Consider the following 21,393-nt stretch of genomic DNA (forward strand, 5'->3'; position numbering starts at 1 on the left):
ACTATTCCTGCTCTGGGTCACGCAAGTAATACCCTACTCCACGTCTAGTTACAATTAAAGTAGGATGACTTGGATTATCTTCAATTTTTTCACGTAAACGACGCACTGTTACATCCACTGTACGTACATCTCCAAAATAGTCATAACCCCAAACTGTTTGCAATAAATGCTCACGAGTCATAACTTGTCCTAAATGTTTGGCTAAATAATGTAGTAGCTCAAATTCACGATGTGTAAGTTCAATATTTTCCTCACGTTTCGTTACACTATACGCATTTGAATTGATAACGATTGGTCCAATAACCATTTCCGTATTTTCTTCTTTTTCTGCAGCACCACCTTGTTGATGGCGACGTAAATTCGCCTTCACACGAGCAAGTAATTCCCTCGTACTAAATGGCTTCGTTACATAATCATCTGCTCCAAGTTCAAGCCCTAATACTTTATCAATTTCAGAGTCCTTTGCCGTAAGCATAATAATCGGCATTTCCGAGCTTTTACGTATTTCACGGCAAACCTCTAAGCCATCCTTACCTGGTAGCATAATATCTAATAAAACCATATCTGGCTGCTCTTCATTCGCTTTTTCAATCGCTTCATCACCATCATGCGCCATTACAATTTCAAAACCTTCTTTTTCTAGGTTGAACTTCAAAATATCCGCAATCGGCTTTTCATCATCAACTACTAAAATTTTCTTTCCCATCATCGTCTATTTCCTCCTTATAAAGTGAAACTTTAATCGGGCATTTACGTGCAGTTGATCTCGCACCTAACTTCTTTACCTTCGTTGAATTTTGGGGTGGGTCTTACTGCCCGTTAATGCGGGGTAAAAATATGGTCAATATCCCTAAACACATTGATGTCTACATAGTATGTCCCTATATGGCCGCATCTTTTGCTTAAGTACTTTCTCCTCTATTCTCACAGACTCATGTATGATCCACTTTTACACGGAATCCTATACGATCTATAGAAAAACCTCTAGCTTCAACTGCTAGAGGCTTCTCATTCTATTTTAAAATAACTACTCACTTTTGTAAAATTACACAAATAAAAAGGATATTAAGTGGGCCCACTTAATATCCTGAGAGTGGCTCGGGACGGAATCGAACCGCCGACACGAGGATTTTCAGTCCTCTGCTCTACCGACTGAGCTACCGAGCCAAAACTATATATAAAACCACTAATGGTGGTATAAACAAAAGTGGCGGTCCCGACCGGGGTCGAACCGGCGATCTCCTGCGTGACAGGCAGGCATGTTAACCACTACACCACGGGACCAAAAATGAACATAAAAAAAACATGACCCGTACGGGATTCGAACCCGTGTTACCGCCGTGAAAGGGCGGTGTCTTAACCACTTGACCAACGGGCCACGAAAAATAAAATGGTGAGCCATGAAGGATTCGAACCTTCGACCCTCTGATTAAAAGTCAGATGCTCTACCAACTGAGCTAATGGCTCATACTCACCAACGTCATATTTTCGTGACGACAAGATGTATCATAACATGTTTTATTTGTTTTTTGCAATACCTTTTTTTATTTTTTTATAAAAGATAAGAAAAAACTCATGCGGACATGAGTTTTTTCTCAAAAATATCAATTAAGCTTCGTATACGTTACGAACGATATTTGTTTGGTTACGATCTGGTCCAACTGAGAACATAGATAATTGAATTCCTGTTAAATCAGAAACACGTTCTACGTATTTTCGTGCATTTTCAGGAAGCTCGTCTAATGATTTTACACCAGTAATATCTTCTGTCCAACCTGGAAGTTCTTCGTATACAGGCTCACATTTCGCTAAAATGTTTAAGTTTGCTGGAACTTCATCGATAACTTCGCCATTGTATTTGTAAGCAACGCAAATTTTAAGAGTCGGAATACCTGTTAGAACGTCGATAGAATTTAATGATAAATCTGTTAAACCACTAACACGACGTGCATGTCTTACAACAACGCTATCGAACCAGCCTACGCGGCGTGGACGACCAGTTGTCGTTCCGTACTCACGACCAACTTCACGAATTTGATGACCAATTTCATCATGAAGCTCCGTAGGGAACGGACCATCACCTACGCGGCTTGTATATGCTTTACACACACCTACAACGCGAGTAACTTTCGCAGGACCAACTCCAGTTCCAACTGTTACACCACCAGCAATCGGGTTAGAAGATGTAACGAACGGATACGTACCGTGGTCGATATCAAGCATAACACCTTGTGCACCTTCAAATAATACACGGTGATTGTTATCTAGTGCATCATTTAGTACAACAGATGTATCACATACATATTGCGCGATTTGTTGTCCGTACTCGAAGTACTCTTCGAAGATTTCTTCTACACTGAAACCTTCTGTATCGTACATTTTTTCAAATAAACGATTTTTTTCTACTAAATTGCGCTCAAGCTTTTCTTTAAATGCTTCACGGTCTAAAAGATCAGCCATACGAATACCAATACGAGCAGCTTTATCCATATATGCAGGACCGATACCTTTTTTCGTTGTACCGATTTTGTTATCACCTTTACTTGCTTCTTCTAACTCATCTTGTTTTAAGTGATAAGGTAAAATAACGTGCGCACGGTTACTTACACGTAAATTATCAGTACTTACACCACGATCGTGTAAGTATTTTAACTCTTCAAGTAATGCTTTCGGATCTACTACTAAGCCATTTCCGATTACACAAATTTTCTCTTTATAGAAAATACCAGATGGAATTAAGTGTAATTTATATTTAACTCCGCCGAAAACAATTGTATGTCCCGCGTTATTTCCACCTTGATATCTTGCAACTACTTCCGCATGCTCAGAAAGAAAATCAGTGATTTTACCTTTTCCTTCGTCGCCCCATTGTGTTCCTACAACTACTACTGAAGACATTATTAAAGCACCTCCGCGATTTTCAAACGATCTATTCAAACAATATAATTGTACCAAAACCGAAAAAGAAGTCAACCAAAAAGCGAACATTTTTTTATTAAAAAACATTTTCGTTCGTAAGAATTATATTTTCACATTATGAAAGCCTTATCTTTCCTATAAAAAAAAAGAAACACATCTTATTATAAGAAATGCGTTTCTTTTTTATACTCTCTTTATGCAGGCGGCGCATGTCCATCCTCGAAGCGACGTTCTAAGTTAACGAACTTATTGAACTCTTTAACGAATGCGAGCTCTACTGAGCCTACGGGACCGTTACGCTGCTTTGCAATAATAATTTCAATCGTATTTTTATTTTCCGTTTCCCGGTCATAGTAATCTTCACGATATAAGAAAGCTACAATATCAGCATCCTGCTCGATACTTCCTGATTCACGAATGTCAGACATCATCGGACGTTTATCTTGACGAGATTCTACCCCACGAGATAACTGTGACAAGGCAATAACAGGCACTTGCAATTCACGCGCAATCCCTTTTAATGTACGAGAAATCTCAGATACTTCCTGCTGACGGTTTTCTCCTGATTTCCCGCTTCCTTGAATAAGCTGTAAATAGTCAATCAAAACCATCCCAAGACCTTGTTCTTGCTTTAATCTACGGCATTTCGCTCGAATCTCATTTACTTTAATCCCTGGTGTATCATCAATATAGATACCAGCATTAGAAAGGCTACCCATCGCCATTGTTAATTTTGCCCAATCATCAGAAGTTAATGAACCGGTACGCAGTCTTTGCGCATCAATATTCCCTTCTGCACAAAGCATACGCATAACAAGCTGATCAGAGCCCATCTCTAGACTAAAAATCGCTACATTTTCATCAGTTTTCGTCGCTACGTTTTGTGCGATATTTAATGAAAATGCGGTTTTCCCTACTGATGGACGTGCCGCTACGATAATTAAATCATTTCGCTGGAAACCTGCGGTCATCTTATCTAATTCTGTAAATCCAGTTGGTATCCCAGTAACTTCACCTTTTTGATTATGCAAAAGTTCAATTTTATCGTAAGCATCTACAAGAACATCTTTAATGTTTTGGAATGCTTTTGCATTCGTTTGGTGAGATACTTCTAATATTTTTTTCTCAGCCTCATTTAAAAGACCATCCACGTCATCTTCTCTCTCATACCCATCAGACACGATATGAGTTGCTGTTCGAATCAAACGACGTAATAGCGCTTTTTCAGCGATGATTCGTGCATAATATTCTACGTTAGCAGCGGTTGGAACAACTTCTGCTAATTCTGCTAAGTAAGAAACCCCACCAACTTCTTCTAATAATCCTTGATCAGCCATTGCTGACGTCATTATTACTAAGTCAATCGGCTCTCCTTTATCAGATAACCCAAGCATGACTTCAAAAATCTTTTGATGTTTCGTTCGATAAAATGAGTCAGGTACCAATAGTTCCGATGCTGATGTTAACGCATCTTGATCAATTAATATGGCCCCTAAAACCGCCTGCTCAGCCTCTATATTATGTGGAGGGGTACGATCAGCCATTACATCACTCATACGCAATCCTCCTTGCTTAACTTATTTTTATTGTTCACTAACATGAACTTTTACTGTTGCAGTTACTTGCGGATGCAACTTCACAGTAACGTTTGTATAGCCTAATGCACGAATCGCATCATCCATTTCAAATTTACGTTTATCAAGTTTAATTTTATGTGATTTTTGCATTGCATCTACGATTTGTTTACTTGTGATTGAACCGAATAGACGGCCACCTTCTCCAGATTTCGCCTTTACTTCTACAGTTAGTTTCTCTAACGTTTCTTTCAACTCTTTTGCATTTTCAACCTCTGCTGCTGCATCTTTTTCTTCTTTTCGCTTTTGAGCTTCTAAAGTTTTCATACTGCTATTTGTCGCTTCAGCAGCTAATCCTTGTTTTAGTAAGAAGTTATTTGCATAGCCATCTGGTACGTTTTTTATTTCTCCTTTTTTCCCTTTACCTTTTACGTCTTTTAGAAAAATTACTTTCATGATTGTGTGCCTCCCTGTAAATAGTCATCAATAACAAATCGAAGCTTCTCCTCAGCTTCATCTACTGTAACATTTTTCATTTGTGTGGCTGCATTCGTTAAATGCCCACCACCGCCTAAATTTTCCATAATTAGTTGCACGTTCACTTCACCTAAAGACCTGCCGCTAATTCCAATGAAATTCTCGCCACGTTTTGCAATAACAAATGACGCAATAATTCCTGTCATTGTTAATAATGTGTCCGCTGATTGCGCAATAAGCACTTGATCGTAGTAATCATCACTATCAACTTTTGCAATCGCAATTCCATTTGTATAAATGTACGCATTTTTAATAGCTTTTGCAACCCGTAAATACTGATCCATATCTTCTTTTAAAAGCTCTTGTACAAGTACAGTATCTGCACCATGTGAGCGTAAATAAGAAGCGGCATCAAACGTACGAGCACCCGTCCGGAATGTAAAGCTTTTCGTATCAACAATAATACCTGCTAACAATGCCGTTGCTTCTAACATTGTCATTTTTAAATTTTTCGGTTGGTACTCAAGTAATTCTGTAACAAGTTCTGCCGTGGAGGAAGCGTATGGCTCCATGTAAACAAGCAATGGATCTTCAATAAAATCTTCTCCCCGGCGATGATGGTCAATAACAACTACATTTTCAATTTTGTGTAACAGTTTTTCTTCCATCACCATTGAAGGTTTATGCGTATCAACAACAACAAGTAATGAATCATCATTTGCAAATTCCATCGCTTGTCCTGGGGTAATAAAGTGAGACCATAACTCTTCGTTTTGTTTCACTTTATCCATCAAACGCTTAATTCCCTTATCAGAATCATTTTCATCTAACACAATATATCCTTTACGCTCATTTAATTGCGCTACCTTTAAAATACCAATCGCAGCACCAATTGCGTCCATATCAGGAGCCCTATGCCCCATTATAATGACATTACTACTTTCTAATACTAAATCCTTTAATGCATGCGAAATAACTCTGGCACGTACACGAGTACGTTTTTCAACTGGATTTGTCTTACCACCATAAAACTTAACTTTACCTGTCGCTTGTTTAATAGCTACTTGATCTCCACCACGGCCAAGCGCAAGGTCTAAACCGGACTGAGCCATTGCCCCAAGCTCTGATAAAGGTAAATCCCCTGATCCAACACCTACACTTAAGGTGAGTGGTATATTCCTTTTGGATGTTTCTTCACGCACCTGATCTAAAATGCTAAATTTCCCTTTCTCCATCTGTGCTAAAATACTCTCATTTAGTACAACGAAGAATCTTTCTGAAGATGCACGTTTTAAATATGCCCCATACTTAACGGCCCATTCATTTAATCGTGATGTTACAAGACTTGTTATATTCGTACGTAATTGATCATCTAACCCTTGTGTAACCTCATCATAATTATCTAAATAAATGACAGCCAAAACAGTGCGTTGATCCTCGTACATCTTTTCAATCTCTGTTTGTTCCGTTACATCAAAGAAATAAATTAACTTTTCTTCTTTCCTTACAAAAACGCGAAACTTTCGGTTATTTAAAGAGACTATATCATCGGAAGTTTCTCCCTTAATAAAAAGAAGTAACGTTTCTGATACATCATAAAGATGCCATCCAGCTAATGCATGCTGTCCTAGACATGAAGATAAATAAGGATTCGCCCAATCAATCCCATAATCCTTATTGTATAACAAAATACCAATCGGCATTTGGTTAAACGCCTCATTACTCACTTTCTTTACTCTTGTAATCATATCTGTCGTATACTTTTCGAAATTCCTTTGAAAGGTCAGTTCAAAGCGTATAACAACAAAAAGTACAATGCAAAAGATAAAAAAGGTGGATATCCCCATAATTAAATGAAAATAACAGAGGATCGCAATGAGCACAAACACGAAAAATGCCAATACATAAACAGGATATAAAAACCACTGTTTCTTATAAAATTCAGGCATGTATACAACTCCTATAAAGTAAAACTAACTCTCCTTCCAGTTAGTTAAACAGATTAAAATAGTATAAGGAATATTACTTTATCCTCCTATTTTAGAACGCAATGAAATCCCTAAATCAATTATACCTAAGATTGTCACAAGAGGAAACAGCATCGGAATAAACATGCAGACAATAAAACTAATAATAGGAACTCCTTTCGTAAAACCTTTGCTATGCGCTATAAAAGCGATAAATGTCAGACCTTGCAGTACTAGTAGTAAAGCAAATATGACATATAGGTTAGAAAATACCATATGTAAATATGATGTCGGTTCTACTTTTATAAAAGTTGATAGCAAAATAAATATAACGTAATACCAAACAATACTCTTTGGTAATTGTATATCTTTAAATTTAGGCCAAGGTATAACGTCATGCTTTAGTTTTCTCAAAACACTACCTGATATCATAACTGTAATCCAAGAAAAACATACCGAGACCATTACAAGCAAACTTGGGAATAACGTTTGTAACACATCATTAAATTGTGCAAATAATTCTTTTTGCTCTTTACTAATAGACATACCAGCAGTAGTGACTATTTTTTCACTTTGCGCCATACTTTCATTAAGCATATTTTGCATTTGCTTCATTAAATCTATGTTAAAAAACTTTATACTCGCAACATAAATGAGCATAATACCAATTAAGTACGCAAGCGTCCCCGCCATTAAAGTTTCTACCGGCTTTTTTCGTTTTTTATACATATATCCTAAAACGATACCTATCAATCCAAACATAGTTGTCTTTACTAGGTTCATCGGCTGACTGACAATAACAGTAATAAAAAGCGCCGCAGTAAAAACTATAAAGGCGTTAGATAATCTATATCTTATCGTTAGCAATATAAACGGCAATGGCAACGCAAACGTTACAACTGTACCTAAGATTGGAACATACATAGATATAAGCAATAACATTGCATATATAGCTAACAGCGCTGCACCCTCAGTAATAAATTTCGTATTCTTCATCATCTAACCTCTCTTTCAAAAAAAAGAAAAGCATAGCAAAATGCACAGTAGAGTCCGACTCTACTGTGCATTTCATACGCTATTATTCACCAACATATGGTAAAAGTGCCATTTGACGAGCACGTTTAATTGCAACTGTAAGTTTGCGTTGGTATTTTGCGCTTGTTCCTGTTACACGACGAGGTAAAATTTTACCACGCTCAGAAACGAAACGTTTTAATAAATCAACATCTTTATAGTCAATGCGAGTGATGCCGTTAGATGTGAAGAAACACACCTTACGACGTTTCGCACGTCCACCTTTGCGTCCTGCCATGTCTATTCCCTCCATTCTTTGTTAAAACTAACTAATTTACTGTATTAGAACGGTAAATCGTCGTCGGAAATGTCGATCGGTTGACCTACATTTGAAAATGGATCGTCATTCTTCGTAAATCCAGAGTTCCCTTGGTTACCTTGGTTGCCTTGATTACTAGATTGACCAAATGGGTTAGAGCTTTGGTTACCGAAACCAGCTCCTGATGGTTGCTGATTAAATGAACCACGTTGCTCCCCACCGCCATTACGCGGCTCTAAAAATTGTACGCTTTCCGCAAGAACTTCTGTTACATATACACGTTTACCATCTTGTCCATCGTAATTACGAGTTTGAAGACGTCCATCTACGCCTGCTAAGCTACCTTTTTTCAAATAATTTGCTACGTTTTCTGCTTGTTTACGCCATATTACACAATTAATAAAGTCAGCTTCACGCTCACCTTGTTGATTCGCAAATGCGCGATTCACAGCTAACGTAAAAGTAGCTACTGCAACACCATTGGGCGTGTAACGTAAGTCAGGGTCCTTAGTTAAACGACCAACGAGGATAACACGATTCATCAATCGAACCACTCTCCCTTATATATCAATTATTTTTCTTCTTCTTTAACAACGATATGACGAAGGATGTCTTCGTTGATCTTAGCTAAACGGTCGAATTCGTTAATCGCTTCTGCGTTAGAGTTCACGTTTAAGATCATGTAGAAACCTTCACGTAAGTCGTTGATTTCGTAAGCTAAACGACGCTTACCCCACTCTTTCGTGTTAATGATTTCTGCACCATTGTTTGTTAAAACACCTGCGAAACGTTCAACTAAAGCTTTTTGAGCTTCTTCTTCAACGCCAGGACGAATGATGTACATAATTTCGTACTTTCTCATTACACTTTCACCTCCTTTTGGTCTAAACGGCCCATAATGGGCAAGGAGCAATTAATTTATAGTAATTACTCACGAGTTTAGATTATATCATAGTAAGTTAGATGAATCAACTCACCCATGCATAAAAAACTTGGCAAACACATAATATATTTGCCAAGCTCATATCTTTATTTTTCCTAGGAAATATTGAATTAAACGTTGAAGCGGAAGTGCATAACGTCTCCGTCTTTTACGATATACTCTTTTCCTTCTAAACGAACTTTACCAGCTTCTTTTGCAGCTGTCATAGAACCGTTTGTCATTAAGTCTTCGTAAGAAACTGTTTCCGCACGAATAAATCCACGCTCAAAGTCTGTATGAATTACGCCAGCACATTGTGGTGCTTTCATACCTTGTTTAAACGTCCATGCACGTACTTCTTGCACACCAGCTGTGAAGTAAGTAGCAAGTCCTAATAAATCATATGCAGCACGAATTAATTGATCTAAACCAGATTCTTCAATGCCTAGTTCTTCAAGGAATACTTTTTTCTCTTCCTCATCTAGCTCAGCGATTTCTTCTTCGATTTTTGCACATACAACGATTACTTGAGAATTTTCATTTGCAGCAAATTCTTTTACCATTTTTACATATTTATTTTCAGAAGGATCCATAATATCATCTTCACTTACGTTTGCTACGTATAGCATTTCTTTCGTTGTAAGTAAATGAAGGCCTTTAACAATTTTCATTTGCTCTTCTGCAAATTCAACAGTACGAGCTGGTTTTCCCTCTTCAAAAGCTTCTTTTAAACGAACTAAAATTTCATGCTCATATACAGCTTCTTTATCTTTTTGTCTTGCTAACTTCGCAACACGTTCGATACGTTTATCAACAGATTCCAAATCCGCTAAGATTAGCTCTAAGTTGATTGTTTCAATATCATCGATTGGATCTACTTTCCCTGAAACGTGTGTAATATTTTCGTCTTCAAAACAACGAACAACTTGGCAAATTGCATCTACTTGGCGAATGTGAGATAAGAATTTATTTCCTAAACCTTCACCTTTACTAGCACCTTTTACGATACCTGCAATATCAGTAAACTCAAATACAGTCGGAACAGTTTTTTTCGGTTCTACTAATTCCGTTAATTTATTTAAACGCTCATCTGGTACTTCTACAATCCCTACGTTTGGATCAATTGTACAGAATGGATAGTTTGCAGATTCTGCTCCTGCTTGTGTAATTGCATTAAATAAAGTTGACTTCCCTACGTTAGGTAATCCAACAATCCCAGCCGTTAATCCCATATTTTTCACTCCTATGTCTCAATCTTTCATCATTATAGATAGTAACGAAAAAAATGACAAGTTTCCTCCAAACGAAAAAAGTAACAGCTGCCCATTGCAACTGTTACTTTCTCTCTATTCTTCGTGCTTCACAAGTATTTTTTTCACCTTACGATCAAATTCTCTTCGAGGAATCATTACTGAATGGTCACATCCCTCGCACTTAATGCGGATATCCATTCCCATACGAATAATCTTCCAGCGATTCTCACCACATGGGTGGGCTTTCTTCATTTCCACAACATCGTACAAGTTATACTGCTTTTGCTCCATTCTCCAAACCCCTCTCCATACTAAATTGCTTTTCCACTCACCAATTCTTCACGATTATATAAAACCATACGTGGATATGGAATTTCAATCCCATGTAAATCTAGACGATTTTTAATTTCTTTACGAAGGGCTCTTGCAACAACCGCATGTTGCATCGGCTCTACTTCCGCAATAACACGTAATATAACTTCTGATGCAGCCAATGTTTGCACACCTAATAACTGAGGCTTTGCTACCATTTGCGTATACTGTGCAGGTAATTCTTCTAATAACTCTTCAATAACTTGCTCCGCTTTCGCTATGTCAGCCTCATACGAAATGGATACATCAACAAATGCTACACTATTACTAACGGAATAGTTCGTAACTTGAATGATACTTCCATTTGGTAAAGTATGAATTTCGCCTGTCCAACTCTTTACTTTTGTTGTACGAAGTCCAATTTCTAGAACGACACCTTCAAACTGACCAATTTTTACATAGTCACCTACTGAAAATTGATCTTCTAGCAAAATAAATAACCCCGTAATAACATCTTTCACTAAACTTTGAGCACCAAATCCGACTGCTAAACCAATTACCCCGGCACCCGCTAATAAACCAGATGCATTAATATTAAACACACCCAAAATCGCAATTAACATAATGAACATAACAACGTATGCCACAATATTTTCAAGTAACTTCGCTACTGTAACTGTACGACGTTCTGAAATTTGAATTGGCGAACGGCTTCCCATACGAAACGCATTTCGTACAATTGCACGCGCAACTCGCACAATAATTGCACCAAGTATTAAAATAACGACTATTTTTAGTGATTTCACACCTATATTCGTCCAATCAATGGACTCAAACCATTTCAACGCTAAATCCATGTACCTCTACCTCTCCAGCTAAAATTTCTTTTTAATTATCCTTCTCATTGTATCAGAAGTCACCCTCATTTCTGAAAAATTTTTATGACTTTAATTGCATTTGTTAACTTCCATGCAGGTATAAAATGGAACGAATATATATATACTAGTACTATTATTTCCGTTTTCACTCAAATTTTACAGGAAGTACGCACTTATAGTTTTCCATTTTACTCACCATATAACATATTTTGAAAATTTATTAAAAGGATGGATGCTTCATGAATATTGGAAGTTTTCGCTTACCCTTTTTCGAAAAAGAAACTCAAAATGTTATGCACCAAGACGTAGAAGCCTCCGAGACAATTAGTAACTTCTTACTTTCCCATATCCCTATTAAAACGAATATACCGATTATTCTCGTTTGTATCGGCACAGACCGTTCTACAGGCGATGCACTCGGTCCGTTAGTCGGTACGAAACTAGAACAAGTAGGAATTAAAAACTTCCAAGTGTTCGGCACACTAGACGAGCCAGTGCATGCGCTAAATTTAGAAGAAAGAATTCGGAATATACAGAAAGATAATCCTACTTCATTTATAATTGCGGTCGATGCCTGTTTAGGAAAGTCTCAAAGCATCGGTTCCATTACTACCGGAATGGGGCCTAGTAAACCTGGAGCTGCGATGAACAAGAAATTACCTGCAGTTGGTGATTTACATATTCATGGCATCGTAAATCTAAATGGTTTTATGGAGTTTTTCGTCCTGCAAAATACACGATTAAGTTTAGTCATGAAAATGGCTGATGTAATTGCACAAAGTATAAAAGAAACAGACCAAAAATTATCTGTATTAAAAAAAGCAAACCATCTATAAATAATAAGATGGTTTGCTTTTTAGTTTTTCTGCGCTAATAATTCTAAAATACGATTTAAATCTTCTTTATTAAAAAATTCAATTTCAATTTTACCTTTTTCTTTTTTCGTTTCTTTAATTTTCACATCTGTGCCAAACTTTTCTCTTAAGAACGTTTCGCGTTCTACGAAAAATATGTTTCTCTCTTTTTTCACTTGTTTTGTTTCACGTGAAACGCGTTGATTAATCTCCTGAACAATTTTCTCTAATTGACGAACGTTTAATCCTTCTTTTTCGATTCGTTTTAATAAAGATTTCAATTGTTCTTCATCTTTTATCGTAAGCAAAGTTCTCCCATGGGCCATTGAAAGTTGACCATTTGCAATCATATCTTGCACAAATGGAGGGAGGCTTAATAACCGCGTATAATTTGCAATGTAAGGTCTGCTCTTACCAAGACGTTTTGCTAATTGTTCTTGCGTTACATTTAGCTCATTCATTAACATTTGATATGCCATTGCTTCTTCCATTGGGTTTAAATCTTCTCGTTGTAAGTTTTCAAGCAATGCAAACTCCATCATTTGCTGCTCATTTAATTGTCTTACAACAGCAGGTACCTTTTCGAGCCCTGCCTCTTTGGCAGCACGATATCTTCTTTCACCTGCAACAATTTCATATCCTTTAATACTCTTCCTAGCAATTAACGGTTGCAATATGCCGTGTTCTTTAATAGAGGCCGATAATTCTTGAATTGCCTCTTTATTAAAGTGTTTACGTGGTTGATATGGATTCGGTCTTAATTCAGTTATCACAATCTCCTGAATTGCCTCTTCTTCTTTCACATCTAAATCAGGAAAAAACACATTAATTCCTCTCCCTAATCCTTTAGCCACCTGCAATCACTTCCTCTGCTAAATCTATATATACTTCTGCCCCTCTTGATTTAGCGTCATACTGCATAATTGGTTTCCCATGACTTGGTGCTTCACTTAAACGAACATTACGAGGAATAATCGAACGGTATACTTTATCCCTAAAGTATTTTTTCACTTCATCTATAACCTGGATCCCTAAATTCGTGCGGGCATCCAACATCGTTAGCAATACACCTTGAATTGCTAGATTTTTATTTAAGTGCTTTTGCACAAGTCGAACTGTATTTAATAGCTGACTTAATCCTTCTAGTGCGTAATATTCGCATTGAACAGGAATAATAACAGAATCTGCTGCGGTTAATGCATTAATCGTTAATAACCCTAAGGACGGGGGACAGTCGATAATAATATAGTCGTATTCATCACGAACTGGCTGTAATGCCCTTTGTAAACGTACTTCCCGGGAAATAGTCGGTACCAATTCAATTTCAGCACCTGCCAATTGAATTGTAGCGGGTAGAACATCTAAGTTTTCAGTTGCGGTTTTACGTATAACCCCTTGAACATCTGCATCTTCCACAAGAACATTGTAAATACATTGATCTAATTCGGATTTTTCAATTCCCACACCAGTCGTTGCATTTCCTTGAGCATCAATATCTACAAGAAGGACTTTTTTACCTACTTGTGCCAATCCAGCCCCTAAATTAACAGATGTTGTTGTTTTTCCAACGCCACCTTTTTGATTGGCAATAGCAATGATTTTTCCCATGATGTCACCTACTTTCAACCTTTCTATCTTATTCTAGTAATAATTACGTTTATTGTAACATGAAATAAAAGTTTTTCTTTTACGTCCTTATTAAACTTCAAAATTTATTTCTAAACTCCTTCTTCATCTAACAAGAAAATATAGTAAAAGAGACCTATCCAATAGGATAAGGTCTCTAACACGCCATTATTATTTTTTCTTCGGGATTTTAATTGTAATTTGATAGTACTCATCAAATTCTTCTTCCGCAGAATTAACATTTAAACCACTGTCAGCAACCATTTGTAATGACTGCCTAATTGTATTCATGGCAATTCTCGTATCTCGACTTACTGCTTTTTGCTTTGCCTTACGCTTCGGTTTGGCTTCCTCTAGTAATTTCGCAATTCGTTCCTCTGTTTGCTTTACATTCAGTTGTTTCTCCACAATTTCCTGTAAAACCTTCAGTTGTAATTCCTCATTCTTTAAAGGAATGAGCGCGCGGGCATGACGTTCTGTAATACTTTTTTCTAATAACGCACGTTTTATTTCTTCAGGCAACTTTAACAATCGCAACTTATTTGCGATTGTGGATTGTCCTTTTCCAAGTCGTTGTGCCAATGCTTCTTGTGTTAAATTATGTAACTCAATTAGCTTTTGATATGCCACAGCTTCCTCGATTGCTGTTAGTTCCTCACGTTGCAAGTTTTCAATTAAAGCTACAGAAGCTGTCTCTGTATCATTTAAGTTCTTTATAATTGCAGGAACCTTTTCCCACCCTAACTTTGTTGCCGCACGGAAACGCCTTTCTCCAGCGATAATCTCGTACTTGTCATCCTCATATTGCCTCACAACAATCGGCTGAATCAGTCCATGTGTACGAATCGTTAGTGCTAGCTCTTCAATTCGTGCATCATCAAAAACTGTTCGTGGTTGATAACGGTTAGGGGTAATATTTACTATCGGAATTTCTTGTATTTCTTCATATACCTTTTTATCTATTTCTTCATGGCTTTCGTCTTGTAATTCGAATTCGCTCTCTTTATCTCCAAAGCCAAATAAACGAGAAAACGTATTTTTCATACATATTCCACCACCTTTTAGGCCTATTGACTATTCTCCATAAAATGTTTCCTATGAAACATTTACGTTTTCATTTATATAATTCAATCTTACGTCTAATAAGATTTATTTTTCAATAGGTAATTTATTGGGTGTTCCCGGTTTGCGTGGATATTTCTTTGGTGTCTTGCGCTTTTTCTCGATTAATAAAATATTACGTTCACTTTCTTCAAACGGTAATTGGAACGTAGACATTTCTTTTAAATTCCCGCCTAGCACCTCTAAAGCATACTTGCCATTTTCAATTTCTTCGTTTGCTGCGGCACCTTTCATTGCAATGAACGTTCCCCCAACTTTTACAAGTGGTAAACATAGCTCACTCAATACCGAAAGACGCGCAACTGCACGTGCCATTACAATATCGTACGATTCACGTACACCTTCTTTTTTCCCAAATGTTTCAGCACGATCGTGACAAAACGCAACGTCACCTAATTCCAACTTTTGTGCTAAATGATTTAAGAAGTTAATACGTTTTTGCAATGAGTCTACAATTGTTACTTTTAAGTGCGGGAAACAGATTTTCAAAGGAATACTTGGGAATCCAGCTCCTGCGCCAACATCACAAATTGAGAATGGTTCTGAAAAATCATAATAAAAAGCAGCCGTAATGGAATCAAAAAAGTGTTTTAAATATACTTCCTCTTTCTCCGTAATAGCCGTTAAGTTCATTTTTTCATTCCACTCTACTAATGTTTCAAAGTAGATTTCGAACTGCTCTAACTGTCTAGAAGAGAGGGTGATACCCTTCTCTTCTAGCATAGATTGAAATTGTTCTATGTTCATCTAACAATATCTCCTTACTATTTATTGGTTCGATACTCGCGCAATTTTTCCTTGTTCAATATACACAAGTAAAATAGAAACATCCGCTGGATTCACGCCAGAAATACGTGAAGCCTGCCCCATTGAAAGTGGACGAACATCTTTCAATTTCTGTCTCGCTTCTGAGGCAAGGCTAGAAATCGCATCATAATCAATATCCACAGGGATTTTTTTGTTTTCCATTTTCTTCATACGCTCTACTTGCTGTAAAGATTTTTCGATATATCCTTCGTACTTAATCTGAATTTCAACTTGTTCTGTAATTTCATCACTTAATTCTACTTCACTTGGTACTAAAAGATGAATATGCTCATATGTCATCTCTGGACGACGTAATAAGTCACTTGCACGTATTCCATCTTTCAATTCACTTCCGCCAATACTACGAATTAATTCTTGAACTTCAGGACGTGGTTTAATAATAATGCCGCTTAAACGTTCCTTTTCCTGTTCAATTTTTAATTTTTTATTTGTAAATCGCTCATAGCGTTCTTCTTTAATTAATCCAATTTCACGACCAACTTCAGTTAAACGAAGATCAGCATTATCGTGGCGTAATAATAGGCGATATTCTGCACGAGACGTTAATAAGCGATATGGTTCATTTGTACCTTTCGTTACAAGATCATCAATTAAGACACCAATATAAGCATCCGCGCGACCTAAAATAACTTCTTTTTTACCTAAAGAACGACATGCTGCATTAATCCCAGCCATAAGCCCTTGTCCTGCCGCCTCTTCGTAACCAGAAGTTCCGTTAATTTGTCCTGCTGTATATAAATTTTTAATTTTTTTCGTTTCAAGTGTTGGCCATAGTTGTGTTGGCACAATTGCATCATATTCAATTGCATAACCTGTACGCATCATTTCAACGTTTTCTAGGCCAGGTATTGTTCTAAGCATATCACGTTGCACATCTTCTGGTAAGCTTGTGGATAAACCTTGTACATACACCTCTTGTGTATTACGTCCTTCTGGCTCTAAGAAAATTTGATGACGTGGTTTATCATTAAATCTTACTACTTTGTCTTCAATTGAAGGACAATATCTAGGTCCTGTTCCCTTAATCATACCAGAATACATAGCTGAGCGATGTAGGTTTTCATCTATTAAACGATGTGTTTCCGTACTTGTATACGTCAACCAACATGGAATTTGATCCATAATAAATTTTGTCGTTTCAAAAGAGAAAGCTCGTGGTTTATCATCACCTGGCTGAATTTCTGTTTTACTGTAATCAATCGTATTACTATTTACACGCGGAGGTGTACCTGTTTTAAATCTAACAAGATCAAATCCAAGCTCCTCTAAATGTTCGGATAAAGTTATAGATGGTTGTTGATTATTCGGACCGCTCGAATATTTTAAACCTCCCATAATAATCTCACCGCGTAAAAATGTTCCAGTCGTAATTACAACTGTTTTGGCTGTATATTCAGCACCAGCTTGCGTAACTACCCCTTTACATTCGCCATCTTCGACGATTAAACGCTCAACCATTCCTTGGAACAACGTTAAATTTGGTGTTTCTTCAATTGTTTTCTTTAATTCATGCTGGTAAGAGAACTTATCTGCTTGTGCGCGAAGCGCGCGTACAGCTGGTCCTTTACCTGTATTTAACATACGCATTTGAATATACGTTTTATCAATGTTGCGTCCCATTTCTCCGCCTAATGCATCAATTTCCCGAACAACAATCCCTTTTGCTGGTCCACCAACAGAAGGGTTACATGGCATAAACGCTACCATATCTAAATTAATTGTTAACATTAATGTTTTGGAGCCCATTCGTGCTGCCGCAAGACCAGCTTCACATCCTGCATGACCTGCACCGATTACTATGACATCGTATGAACCGGCATTGTATCCCATTGTTTATTCCTCCTAATAATCTCTATCTTTCTAAAACATCGCTATATTATTTTCCTAAACAAAATTGAGAGAACAACTGGTCAATTAGGCTTTCATGGACGGTATCACCAGTAATTTCACCAAGTATTTCCCACGTTCTTGTTAAATCAATTTGCACCATATCAATTGGAACACCATTTTCTATTGCCTCAATTGCATCTCCAATTGTTTTTCCTGCTTGTGTTAATAATCCAATATGTCTCGCGTTAGAAACATATGTCACATCTGCAGAATCAATTGTTCCTTCAAAGAATAAATCAGCTATTGCCTTTTCAAGCTCATCTATTCCTTGTTCCTCAATTAACGATGTTGTAATAATACGATTTCCCGCTGCCAATTCTGTAACACGTTCCATATCGATTACTTGCGATAAATCTGTCTTATTTACAATAATAATGAAATCTTTTCCTTGTACGGCACGGAATAGATCTTCATCCTCATGCGTTAAAGCCTCGCTATAATTAACGACAACTAAAACTAAATCAGCTTGGCTCATCATTTCTTTTGAACGCTCTACACCAATTCGTTCAACAACATCTTCTGTTTCACGAATCCCGGCTGTATCTATAAGTTTAAGTGGTACACCACGCACATTAACGTACTCTTCAATAACATCACGAGTTGTTCCTGCAATATCAGTTACAATTGCCTTTTTCTCCTGAACAAGACTATTTAATAGCGATGACTTCCCAACGTTAGGTCTACCGATGATTGCAGTAGCAATACCTTCACGTAAAATCTTTCCTTGCTTCGATGTTTCTAATATTTTTGCAATTTCCGTACGAACATGTGTAGCTTTCTCAATTAAAATATTATGTGTCATTTCTTCCACATCATCATATTCCGGGTAATCTATGTTTACCTCAACATGAGCCAACGTTTCTAATATGTCCTGACGCAGACGGCCGATTAATTTAGATAATCGCCCTTCCATTTGGTTAATCGCTACGTTCATTGCACGATCTGTTTTTGCACGGATTAAGTCCATAACAGCTTCTGCTTGTGATAAATCAATACGGCCATTTAAAAAAGCACGTTTTGTAAATTCACCAGGCTCTGCTAATCGTACTCCTTGTGCTAAAATAAGCTGCAATACTTTATTTACCGAAACAAGTCCGCCGTGACAGTTAATTTCCACTATATTTTCACGTGTAAAAGTCCTTGGTGCACGCAGAATAGATACCATCACTTCTTCAATAACCTGATTTGTATCTAAATCGACAATATGACCATAATGAATTGTGTGAGAAGGAACTTCTGTTAAATCCTTCCCTTTAAAAATACGATTAACTTTTTCAACCGCATCATCCCCACTTACTCGAACAATGGCAATTGCACCCTCTCCAAGCGCTGTGGAAATCGCGGCAATTGTATCAAATTCCATGTCCTTTCACCTCACTTGCTTATTTATCTCTATTTCAACATGATTATTTTCTTCACTAAATTATTAGAATACCATAACGAACCTATCTACAAAAGAATAATAACTCATTTTATTATGTCCTCATGTAAAAAACACTAAACTTATTCACAGTGGATAAGTTTAGTGTTTTTTAGTTATCCACACCTATTTTCCGCTCAAAAAAACCGGCACTCAATTGAGTAACCGGTCACTTGGAAGATATTACAACATGTCGATGTGGTTCTTTTCCTTCAGAAGTTGTAATGATATTTTGATGATTAGATAATGCTTGGTGGATAATCTTTCGTTCAAAAGATGGCATAGGCTCCAACACAACTCTTTTTTTCGTACTTACTACTTGTTTTGCTAATCGATAAGAAAGTGCTTCTAATGTACCTTTTCTTTTACTACGATAATTTTCAGCATCTAGTGTGATACCAATATACTGCTTCGTACTACGATTCGCCACAAGTTTTGTTAAATACTGTAAAGAATTCAAGGTGTTTCCTCTTTTACCAATCAAAACACCTATATTTTCGCCAGAAATTGTAAATTCAACTTCGCGTCCTTTTACAATTTTACTAATCTCAGCTTTCACACCCATATCGTGAATAACATTTTTTAAATATTCTTCACATTCTTGAATTGGATCTTTCTTCAATACAACTTCTACTACTGCAGGTCGATTCCCAAATAAACCTAGGAACCCTCTTTTACCCTCATCAATAATATTTATATCTACTCGGTCTTTTGGAACATTTAGTTGTCTTAAAGCATCTTGTACTGCCAGCTCGACTGTTTGTCCTTTAGCAGTAACTACACTCACTTGCTTGATCCTCCTGCCTTACTAGCCTTAATTTCTGGCCCCTTGATCAAGTACATTTGAGCGATACCAAAGATGTTACCAACAACCCAGTAAAGTGATAATGCAGCTGGGAAGTTAATTGCAAAGACTAAGATCATAATTGGCATAAGCCAAATCATCATTGCCATTTGCGGATTTTGACCAGCTGTTCCTGCCATTGCAAGCTTTTGCTGAATAAATGTCGTAATTGCCGCGACAATCGGTAAGATATAGTACGGATCTGCCTGCCCTAAATCGAACCATAAAAATGTATGCTTACTAATTTCAGCTGTTCTCATAATCGCATGGTAAAACGCGAATAAAATAGGCATCTGAACAAATATCGGTAAACATCCTGCTAATGGGTTTACACCATTTTTTTGATATAACTGCATCATTTCTTGTTGTAGTTTTTGCTGTGTTGCTTGATCTTTAGAACTATATTTCTCTTTTAACTTCACCATTTCTGGTTGTAACGCCTGCATTGCTTTCGTACTCTTCGTTTGTTTAATCATTAATGGTAATAATGCAAAACGAATGATAAGAGTTGTAACAACGATTGCTAAACCGTAATTACTACCAAATAAGTTGGCAAAATACGTAATTAACTGAGAAAGCGGATATACGAAATATTCATTCCAAATTCCAGTACTTTTCGGTGTAATCGGCTGATTCACTTCACTACAGCCAGTAGCAATTGCCATTAATGCAATAACCATGGCTAGTAAACCTATTTTCTTTTTCAAAGCCTGCTCCTCCTTGTTTCGGTATGTATATAGTGTAATTCATTTCCTTACGCTACTTTTTTATTCTTTTCATACCAGAGCGTTTAAAGACATGAATTAAGCTTTTCTTTAATTCTTCATATGTCATCTCTGCACAAGGCTTCCTTGCTATTATAACAAAATCTTTTCCAGAATCTATCTCATCTTTTAATTCTGTGATCGACTGGCGAATCATACGTTTAATTCGATTACGCACTACTGCATTTCCTATTTTCTTGCTGACAGAAAGGCCAATACGAAAGTTTGGCTGCTCTCCCTTATCTAGTTGATAGACAACAAGCTGACGGTTAGCATTCGATTTTCCTTTTTGAAAAACCGTCTGGAATTCATCATTCTTTTTTATACGATATTTTTTCTTCATATCAATTGACACTCCTGTAGTTCATCAGTGGAAATTCACTATTATTAGAAAAAAAGACCACTGAACG

General features: G+C 36.9%; 22 protein-coding genes and 4 tRNA genes. 1 reads left to right on the forward strand and 25 read right to left on the reverse strand.

The annotated features are described in order from the left end of the window. Position 1: 1 nt before the first annotated feature. The 16 genes from walR to ILS93_RS23165 all read right to left on the reverse strand — a co-directional run bounded on the left by walR (position 2) and on the right by ILS93_RS23165 (position 11,614). Positions 2-709 (reverse strand): cell wall metabolism DNA-binding response regulator WalR, encoded by a 708-nt coding sequence (gene walR, locus ILS93_RS23090; RefSeq protein WP_000971866.1) that lies wholly within the window; start codon positions 707-709, stop codon positions 2-4. 385 nt (positions 710-1,094) lie between these two features. Continuing rightward, positions 1,095-1,167: transfer RNA gene (locus ILS93_RS23095), tRNA-Phe, on the reverse strand. A 41-nt stretch (positions 1,168-1,208) separates the two neighbouring features. Continuing rightward, positions 1,209-1,284, reverse strand: a tRNA-Asp gene (locus tag ILS93_RS23100). A 22-nt stretch (positions 1,285-1,306) separates the two neighbouring features. Then, positions 1,307-1,378: transfer RNA gene (locus ILS93_RS23105), tRNA-Glu, on the reverse strand. A gap of 13 nt (positions 1,379-1,391) precedes the next feature. Beyond that, positions 1,392-1,467, reverse strand: a tRNA-Lys gene (locus ILS93_RS23110). Between the two features lie 141 nt (positions 1,468-1,608). After that, positions 1,609-2,898 carry an adenylosuccinate synthase gene (locus ILS93_RS23115; protein ID WP_064475178.1) on the reverse strand — a complete coding sequence of 430 codons (1,290 nt, stop codon included), beginning with the start codon at positions 2,896-2,898 and terminating at the stop codon, positions 1,609-1,611. 215 nt (positions 2,899-3,113) lie between these two features. Next, the gene (dnaB, locus tag ILS93_RS23120) at positions 3,114-4,475 is read right to left on the reverse strand and encodes a replicative DNA helicase (protein WP_001286242.1); all 1,362 of its coding nucleotides are present in this window, start codon (positions 4,473-4,475) and stop codon (positions 3,114-3,116) included. Between the two features lie 27 nt (positions 4,476-4,502). After that, a complete protein-coding gene (rplI, locus tag ILS93_RS23125) occupies positions 4,503-4,949 on the reverse strand; it encodes a 50S ribosomal protein L9 (RefSeq protein WP_000864225.1) in 447 nt (148 codons plus the stop codon). Beyond that, positions 4,946-6,919 (reverse strand): DHH family phosphoesterase, encoded by a 1,974-nt coding sequence (locus ILS93_RS23130; protein ID WP_001113891.1) that lies wholly within the window; start codon positions 6,917-6,919, stop codon positions 4,946-4,948. Before ILS93_RS23130 ends, rplI begins: the two co-directional genes overlap by 4 nt. Positions 6,920-6,997: 78 nt before the next feature. After that, complete coding sequence (locus tag ILS93_RS23135; RefSeq protein WP_064475176.1) at positions 6,998-7,933, reverse strand: YybS family protein; 936 nt, start codon at positions 7,931-7,933, stop codon at positions 6,998-7,000. Positions 7,934-8,015: 82 nt separating this feature from the next. Next, positions 8,016-8,249 (reverse strand): 30S ribosomal protein S18, encoded by a 234-nt coding sequence (gene rpsR, locus ILS93_RS23140; RefSeq protein ID WP_000918874.1) that lies wholly within the window; start codon positions 8,247-8,249, stop codon positions 8,016-8,018. 44 nt (positions 8,250-8,293) lie between these two features. Further along, positions 8,294-8,815, reverse strand: coding sequence for a single-stranded DNA-binding protein (gene ssb / locus ILS93_RS23145; protein ID WP_064460038.1), 522 nt, complete (start codon positions 8,813-8,815; stop codon positions 8,294-8,296). Between the two features lie 26 nt (positions 8,816-8,841). Then, positions 8,842-9,132, reverse strand: coding sequence for a 30S ribosomal protein S6 (rpsF, locus tag ILS93_RS23150; protein ID WP_001233781.1), 291 nt, complete (start codon positions 9,130-9,132; stop codon positions 8,842-8,844). 191 nt (positions 9,133-9,323) lie between these two features. Continuing rightward, positions 9,324-10,424 (reverse strand): redox-regulated ATPase YchF, encoded by a 1,101-nt coding sequence (gene ychF, locus ILS93_RS23155; protein WP_088047702.1) that lies wholly within the window; start codon positions 10,422-10,424, stop codon positions 9,324-9,326. Positions 10,425-10,538: 114 nt separating this feature from the next. Then, entirely contained in the window at positions 10,539-10,736 is a 198-nt protein-coding gene (locus tag ILS93_RS23160; RefSeq protein ID WP_000436051.1) for a DUF951 domain-containing protein, read from the reverse strand. A 20-nt stretch (positions 10,737-10,756) separates the two neighbouring features. Continuing rightward, positions 10,757-11,614: a mechanosensitive ion channel family protein gene (locus ILS93_RS23165; RefSeq protein ID WP_000362298.1), complete on the reverse strand. Its 858-nt coding sequence runs from the start codon at positions 11,612-11,614 to the stop codon at positions 10,757-10,759. Positions 11,615-11,874: 260 nt separating this feature from the next. On the opposite strand from ILS93_RS23165, the gene yyaC reads away from it, so the two are divergent. Then, a complete protein-coding gene (gene yyaC / locus ILS93_RS23170) occupies positions 11,875-12,471 on the forward strand; it encodes a spore protease YyaC (RefSeq protein ID WP_088047701.1) in 597 nt (198 codons plus the stop codon). A gap of 20 nt (positions 12,472-12,491) precedes the next feature. Here yyaC and spo0J read toward each other — a convergent pair whose 3' ends face one another. The 9 genes from spo0J to rnpA all read right to left on the reverse strand — a co-directional run bounded on the left by spo0J (position 12,492) and on the right by rnpA (position 21,326). After that, entirely contained in the window at positions 12,492-13,343 is an 852-nt protein-coding gene (gene spo0J / locus ILS93_RS23175; protein WP_001051813.1) for a stage 0 sporulation protein Spo0J, read from the reverse strand. Further along, positions 13,336-14,097, reverse strand: coding sequence for a sporulation initiation inhibitor protein Soj (soj, locus tag ILS93_RS23180; RefSeq protein ID WP_000516117.1), 762 nt, complete (start codon positions 14,095-14,097; stop codon positions 13,336-13,338). Before soj ends, spo0J begins: the two co-directional genes overlap by 8 nt. Before the next feature lie 189 nt (positions 14,098-14,286). Continuing rightward, a complete protein-coding gene (gene noc, locus ILS93_RS23185; RefSeq protein WP_000799025.1) occupies positions 14,287-15,159 on the reverse strand; it encodes a nucleoid occlusion protein in 873 nt (290 codons plus the stop codon). A 105-nt stretch (positions 15,160-15,264) separates the two neighbouring features. Further along, positions 15,265-15,984 (reverse strand): 16S rRNA (guanine(527)-N(7))-methyltransferase RsmG, encoded by a 720-nt coding sequence (gene rsmG, locus ILS93_RS23190; RefSeq protein WP_001019619.1) that lies wholly within the window; start codon positions 15,982-15,984, stop codon positions 15,265-15,267. Between the two features lie 21 nt (positions 15,985-16,005). Next, positions 16,006-17,895, reverse strand: coding sequence for a tRNA uridine-5-carboxymethylaminomethyl(34) synthesis enzyme MnmG (gene mnmG / locus ILS93_RS23195; protein ID WP_222661343.1), 1,890 nt, complete (start codon positions 17,893-17,895; stop codon positions 16,006-16,008). Between the two features lie 46 nt (positions 17,896-17,941). Then, positions 17,942-19,318 carry a tRNA uridine-5-carboxymethylaminomethyl(34) synthesis GTPase MnmE gene (gene mnmE, locus ILS93_RS23200; RefSeq protein WP_000393766.1) on the reverse strand — a complete coding sequence of 459 codons (1,377 nt, stop codon included), beginning with the start codon at positions 19,316-19,318 and terminating at the stop codon, positions 17,942-17,944. Positions 19,319-19,544: 226 nt separating this feature from the next. Beyond that, positions 19,545-20,162: an RNA-binding cell elongation regulator Jag/EloR gene (gene jag, locus ILS93_RS23205; RefSeq protein WP_222661345.1), complete on the reverse strand. Its 618-nt coding sequence runs from the start codon at positions 20,160-20,162 to the stop codon at positions 19,545-19,547. Then, positions 20,159-20,926, reverse strand: a complete 768-nt coding sequence (gene spoIIIJ / locus ILS93_RS23210; protein ID WP_000726759.1) for a YidC family membrane integrase SpoIIIJ — start codon at positions 20,924-20,926, stop codon at positions 20,159-20,161. The genes jag and spoIIIJ overlap by 4 nt, the downstream gene beginning before the upstream one ends. A gap of 52 nt (positions 20,927-20,978) precedes the next feature. Beyond that, entirely contained in the window at positions 20,979-21,326 is a 348-nt protein-coding gene (rnpA, locus tag ILS93_RS23215) for a ribonuclease P protein component (RefSeq protein ID WP_000731505.1), read from the reverse strand. Positions 21,327-21,393: the final 67 nt, after the last annotated feature.

This window comes from Bacillus sp. 16GRE42 (assembly GCF_019837435.1).
GTDB lineage: Bacteria > Bacillota > Bacilli > Bacillales > Bacillaceae_G > Bacillus_A > Bacillus_A wiedmannii.

Coding starts and splice junctions, on each gene's coding strand:
- walR (WP_000971866.1), bottom strand. CDS start 709: ATGATGGGAAAGAAAATTTTAGTAGTTGATGATGAAAAGCCGATTGCG.
- ILS93_RS23115 (WP_064475178.1), bottom strand. CDS start 2,898: ATGTCTTCAGTAGTAGTTGTAGGAACACAATGGGGCGACGAAGGAAAA.
- dnaB (WP_001286242.1), bottom strand. CDS start 4,475: ATGAGTGATGTAATGGCTGATCGTACCCCTCCACATAATATAGAGGCT.
- rplI (WP_000864225.1), bottom strand. CDS start 4,949: ATGAAAGTAATTTTTCTAAAAGACGTAAAAGGTAAAGGGAAAAAAGGA.
- ILS93_RS23130 (WP_001113891.1), bottom strand. CDS start 6,919: ATGCCTGAATTTTATAAGAAACAGTGGTTTTTATATCCTGTTTATGTA.
- ILS93_RS23135 (WP_064475176.1), bottom strand. CDS start 7,933: ATGAAGAATACGAAATTTATTACTGAGGGTGCAGCGCTGTTAGCTATA.
- rpsR (WP_000918874.1), bottom strand. CDS start 8,249: ATGGCAGGACGCAAAGGTGGACGTGCGAAACGTCGTAAGGTGTGTTTC.
- rpsF (WP_001233781.1), bottom strand. CDS start 9,132: ATGAGAAAGTACGAAATTATGTACATCATTCGTCCTGGCGTTGAAGAA.
- ychF (WP_088047702.1), bottom strand. CDS start 10,424: ATGGGATTAACGGCTGGGATTGTTGGATTACCTAACGTAGGGAAGTCA.
- ILS93_RS23160 (WP_000436051.1), bottom strand. CDS start 10,736: ATGGAGCAAAAGCAGTATAACTTGTACGATGTTGTGGAAATGAAGAAA.
- ILS93_RS23165 (WP_000362298.1), bottom strand. CDS start 11,614: ATGGATTTAGCGTTGAAATGGTTTGAGTCCATTGATTGGACGAATATA.
- yyaC (WP_088047701.1), top strand. CDS start 11,875: ATGAATATTGGAAGTTTTCGCTTACCCTTTTTCGAAAAAGAAACTCAA.
- soj (WP_000516117.1), bottom strand. CDS start 14,097: ATGGGAAAAATCATTGCTATTGCCAATCAAAAAGGTGGCGTTGGAAAA.
- noc (WP_000799025.1), bottom strand. CDS start 15,159: ATGAAAAATACGTTTTCTCGTTTATTTGGCTTTGGAGATAAAGAGAGC.
- rsmG (WP_001019619.1), bottom strand. CDS start 15,984: ATGAACATAGAACAATTTCAATCTATGCTAGAAGAGAAGGGTATCACC.
- mnmG (WP_222661343.1), bottom strand. CDS start 17,895: ATGGGATACAATGCCGGTTCATACGATGTCATAGTAATCGGTGCAGGT.
- mnmE (WP_000393766.1), bottom strand. CDS start 19,318: ATGGAATTTGATACAATTGCCGCGATTTCCACAGCGCTTGGAGAGGGT.
- rnpA (WP_000731505.1), bottom strand. CDS start 21,326: ATGAAGAAAAAATATCGTATAAAAAAGAATGATGAATTCCAGACGGTT.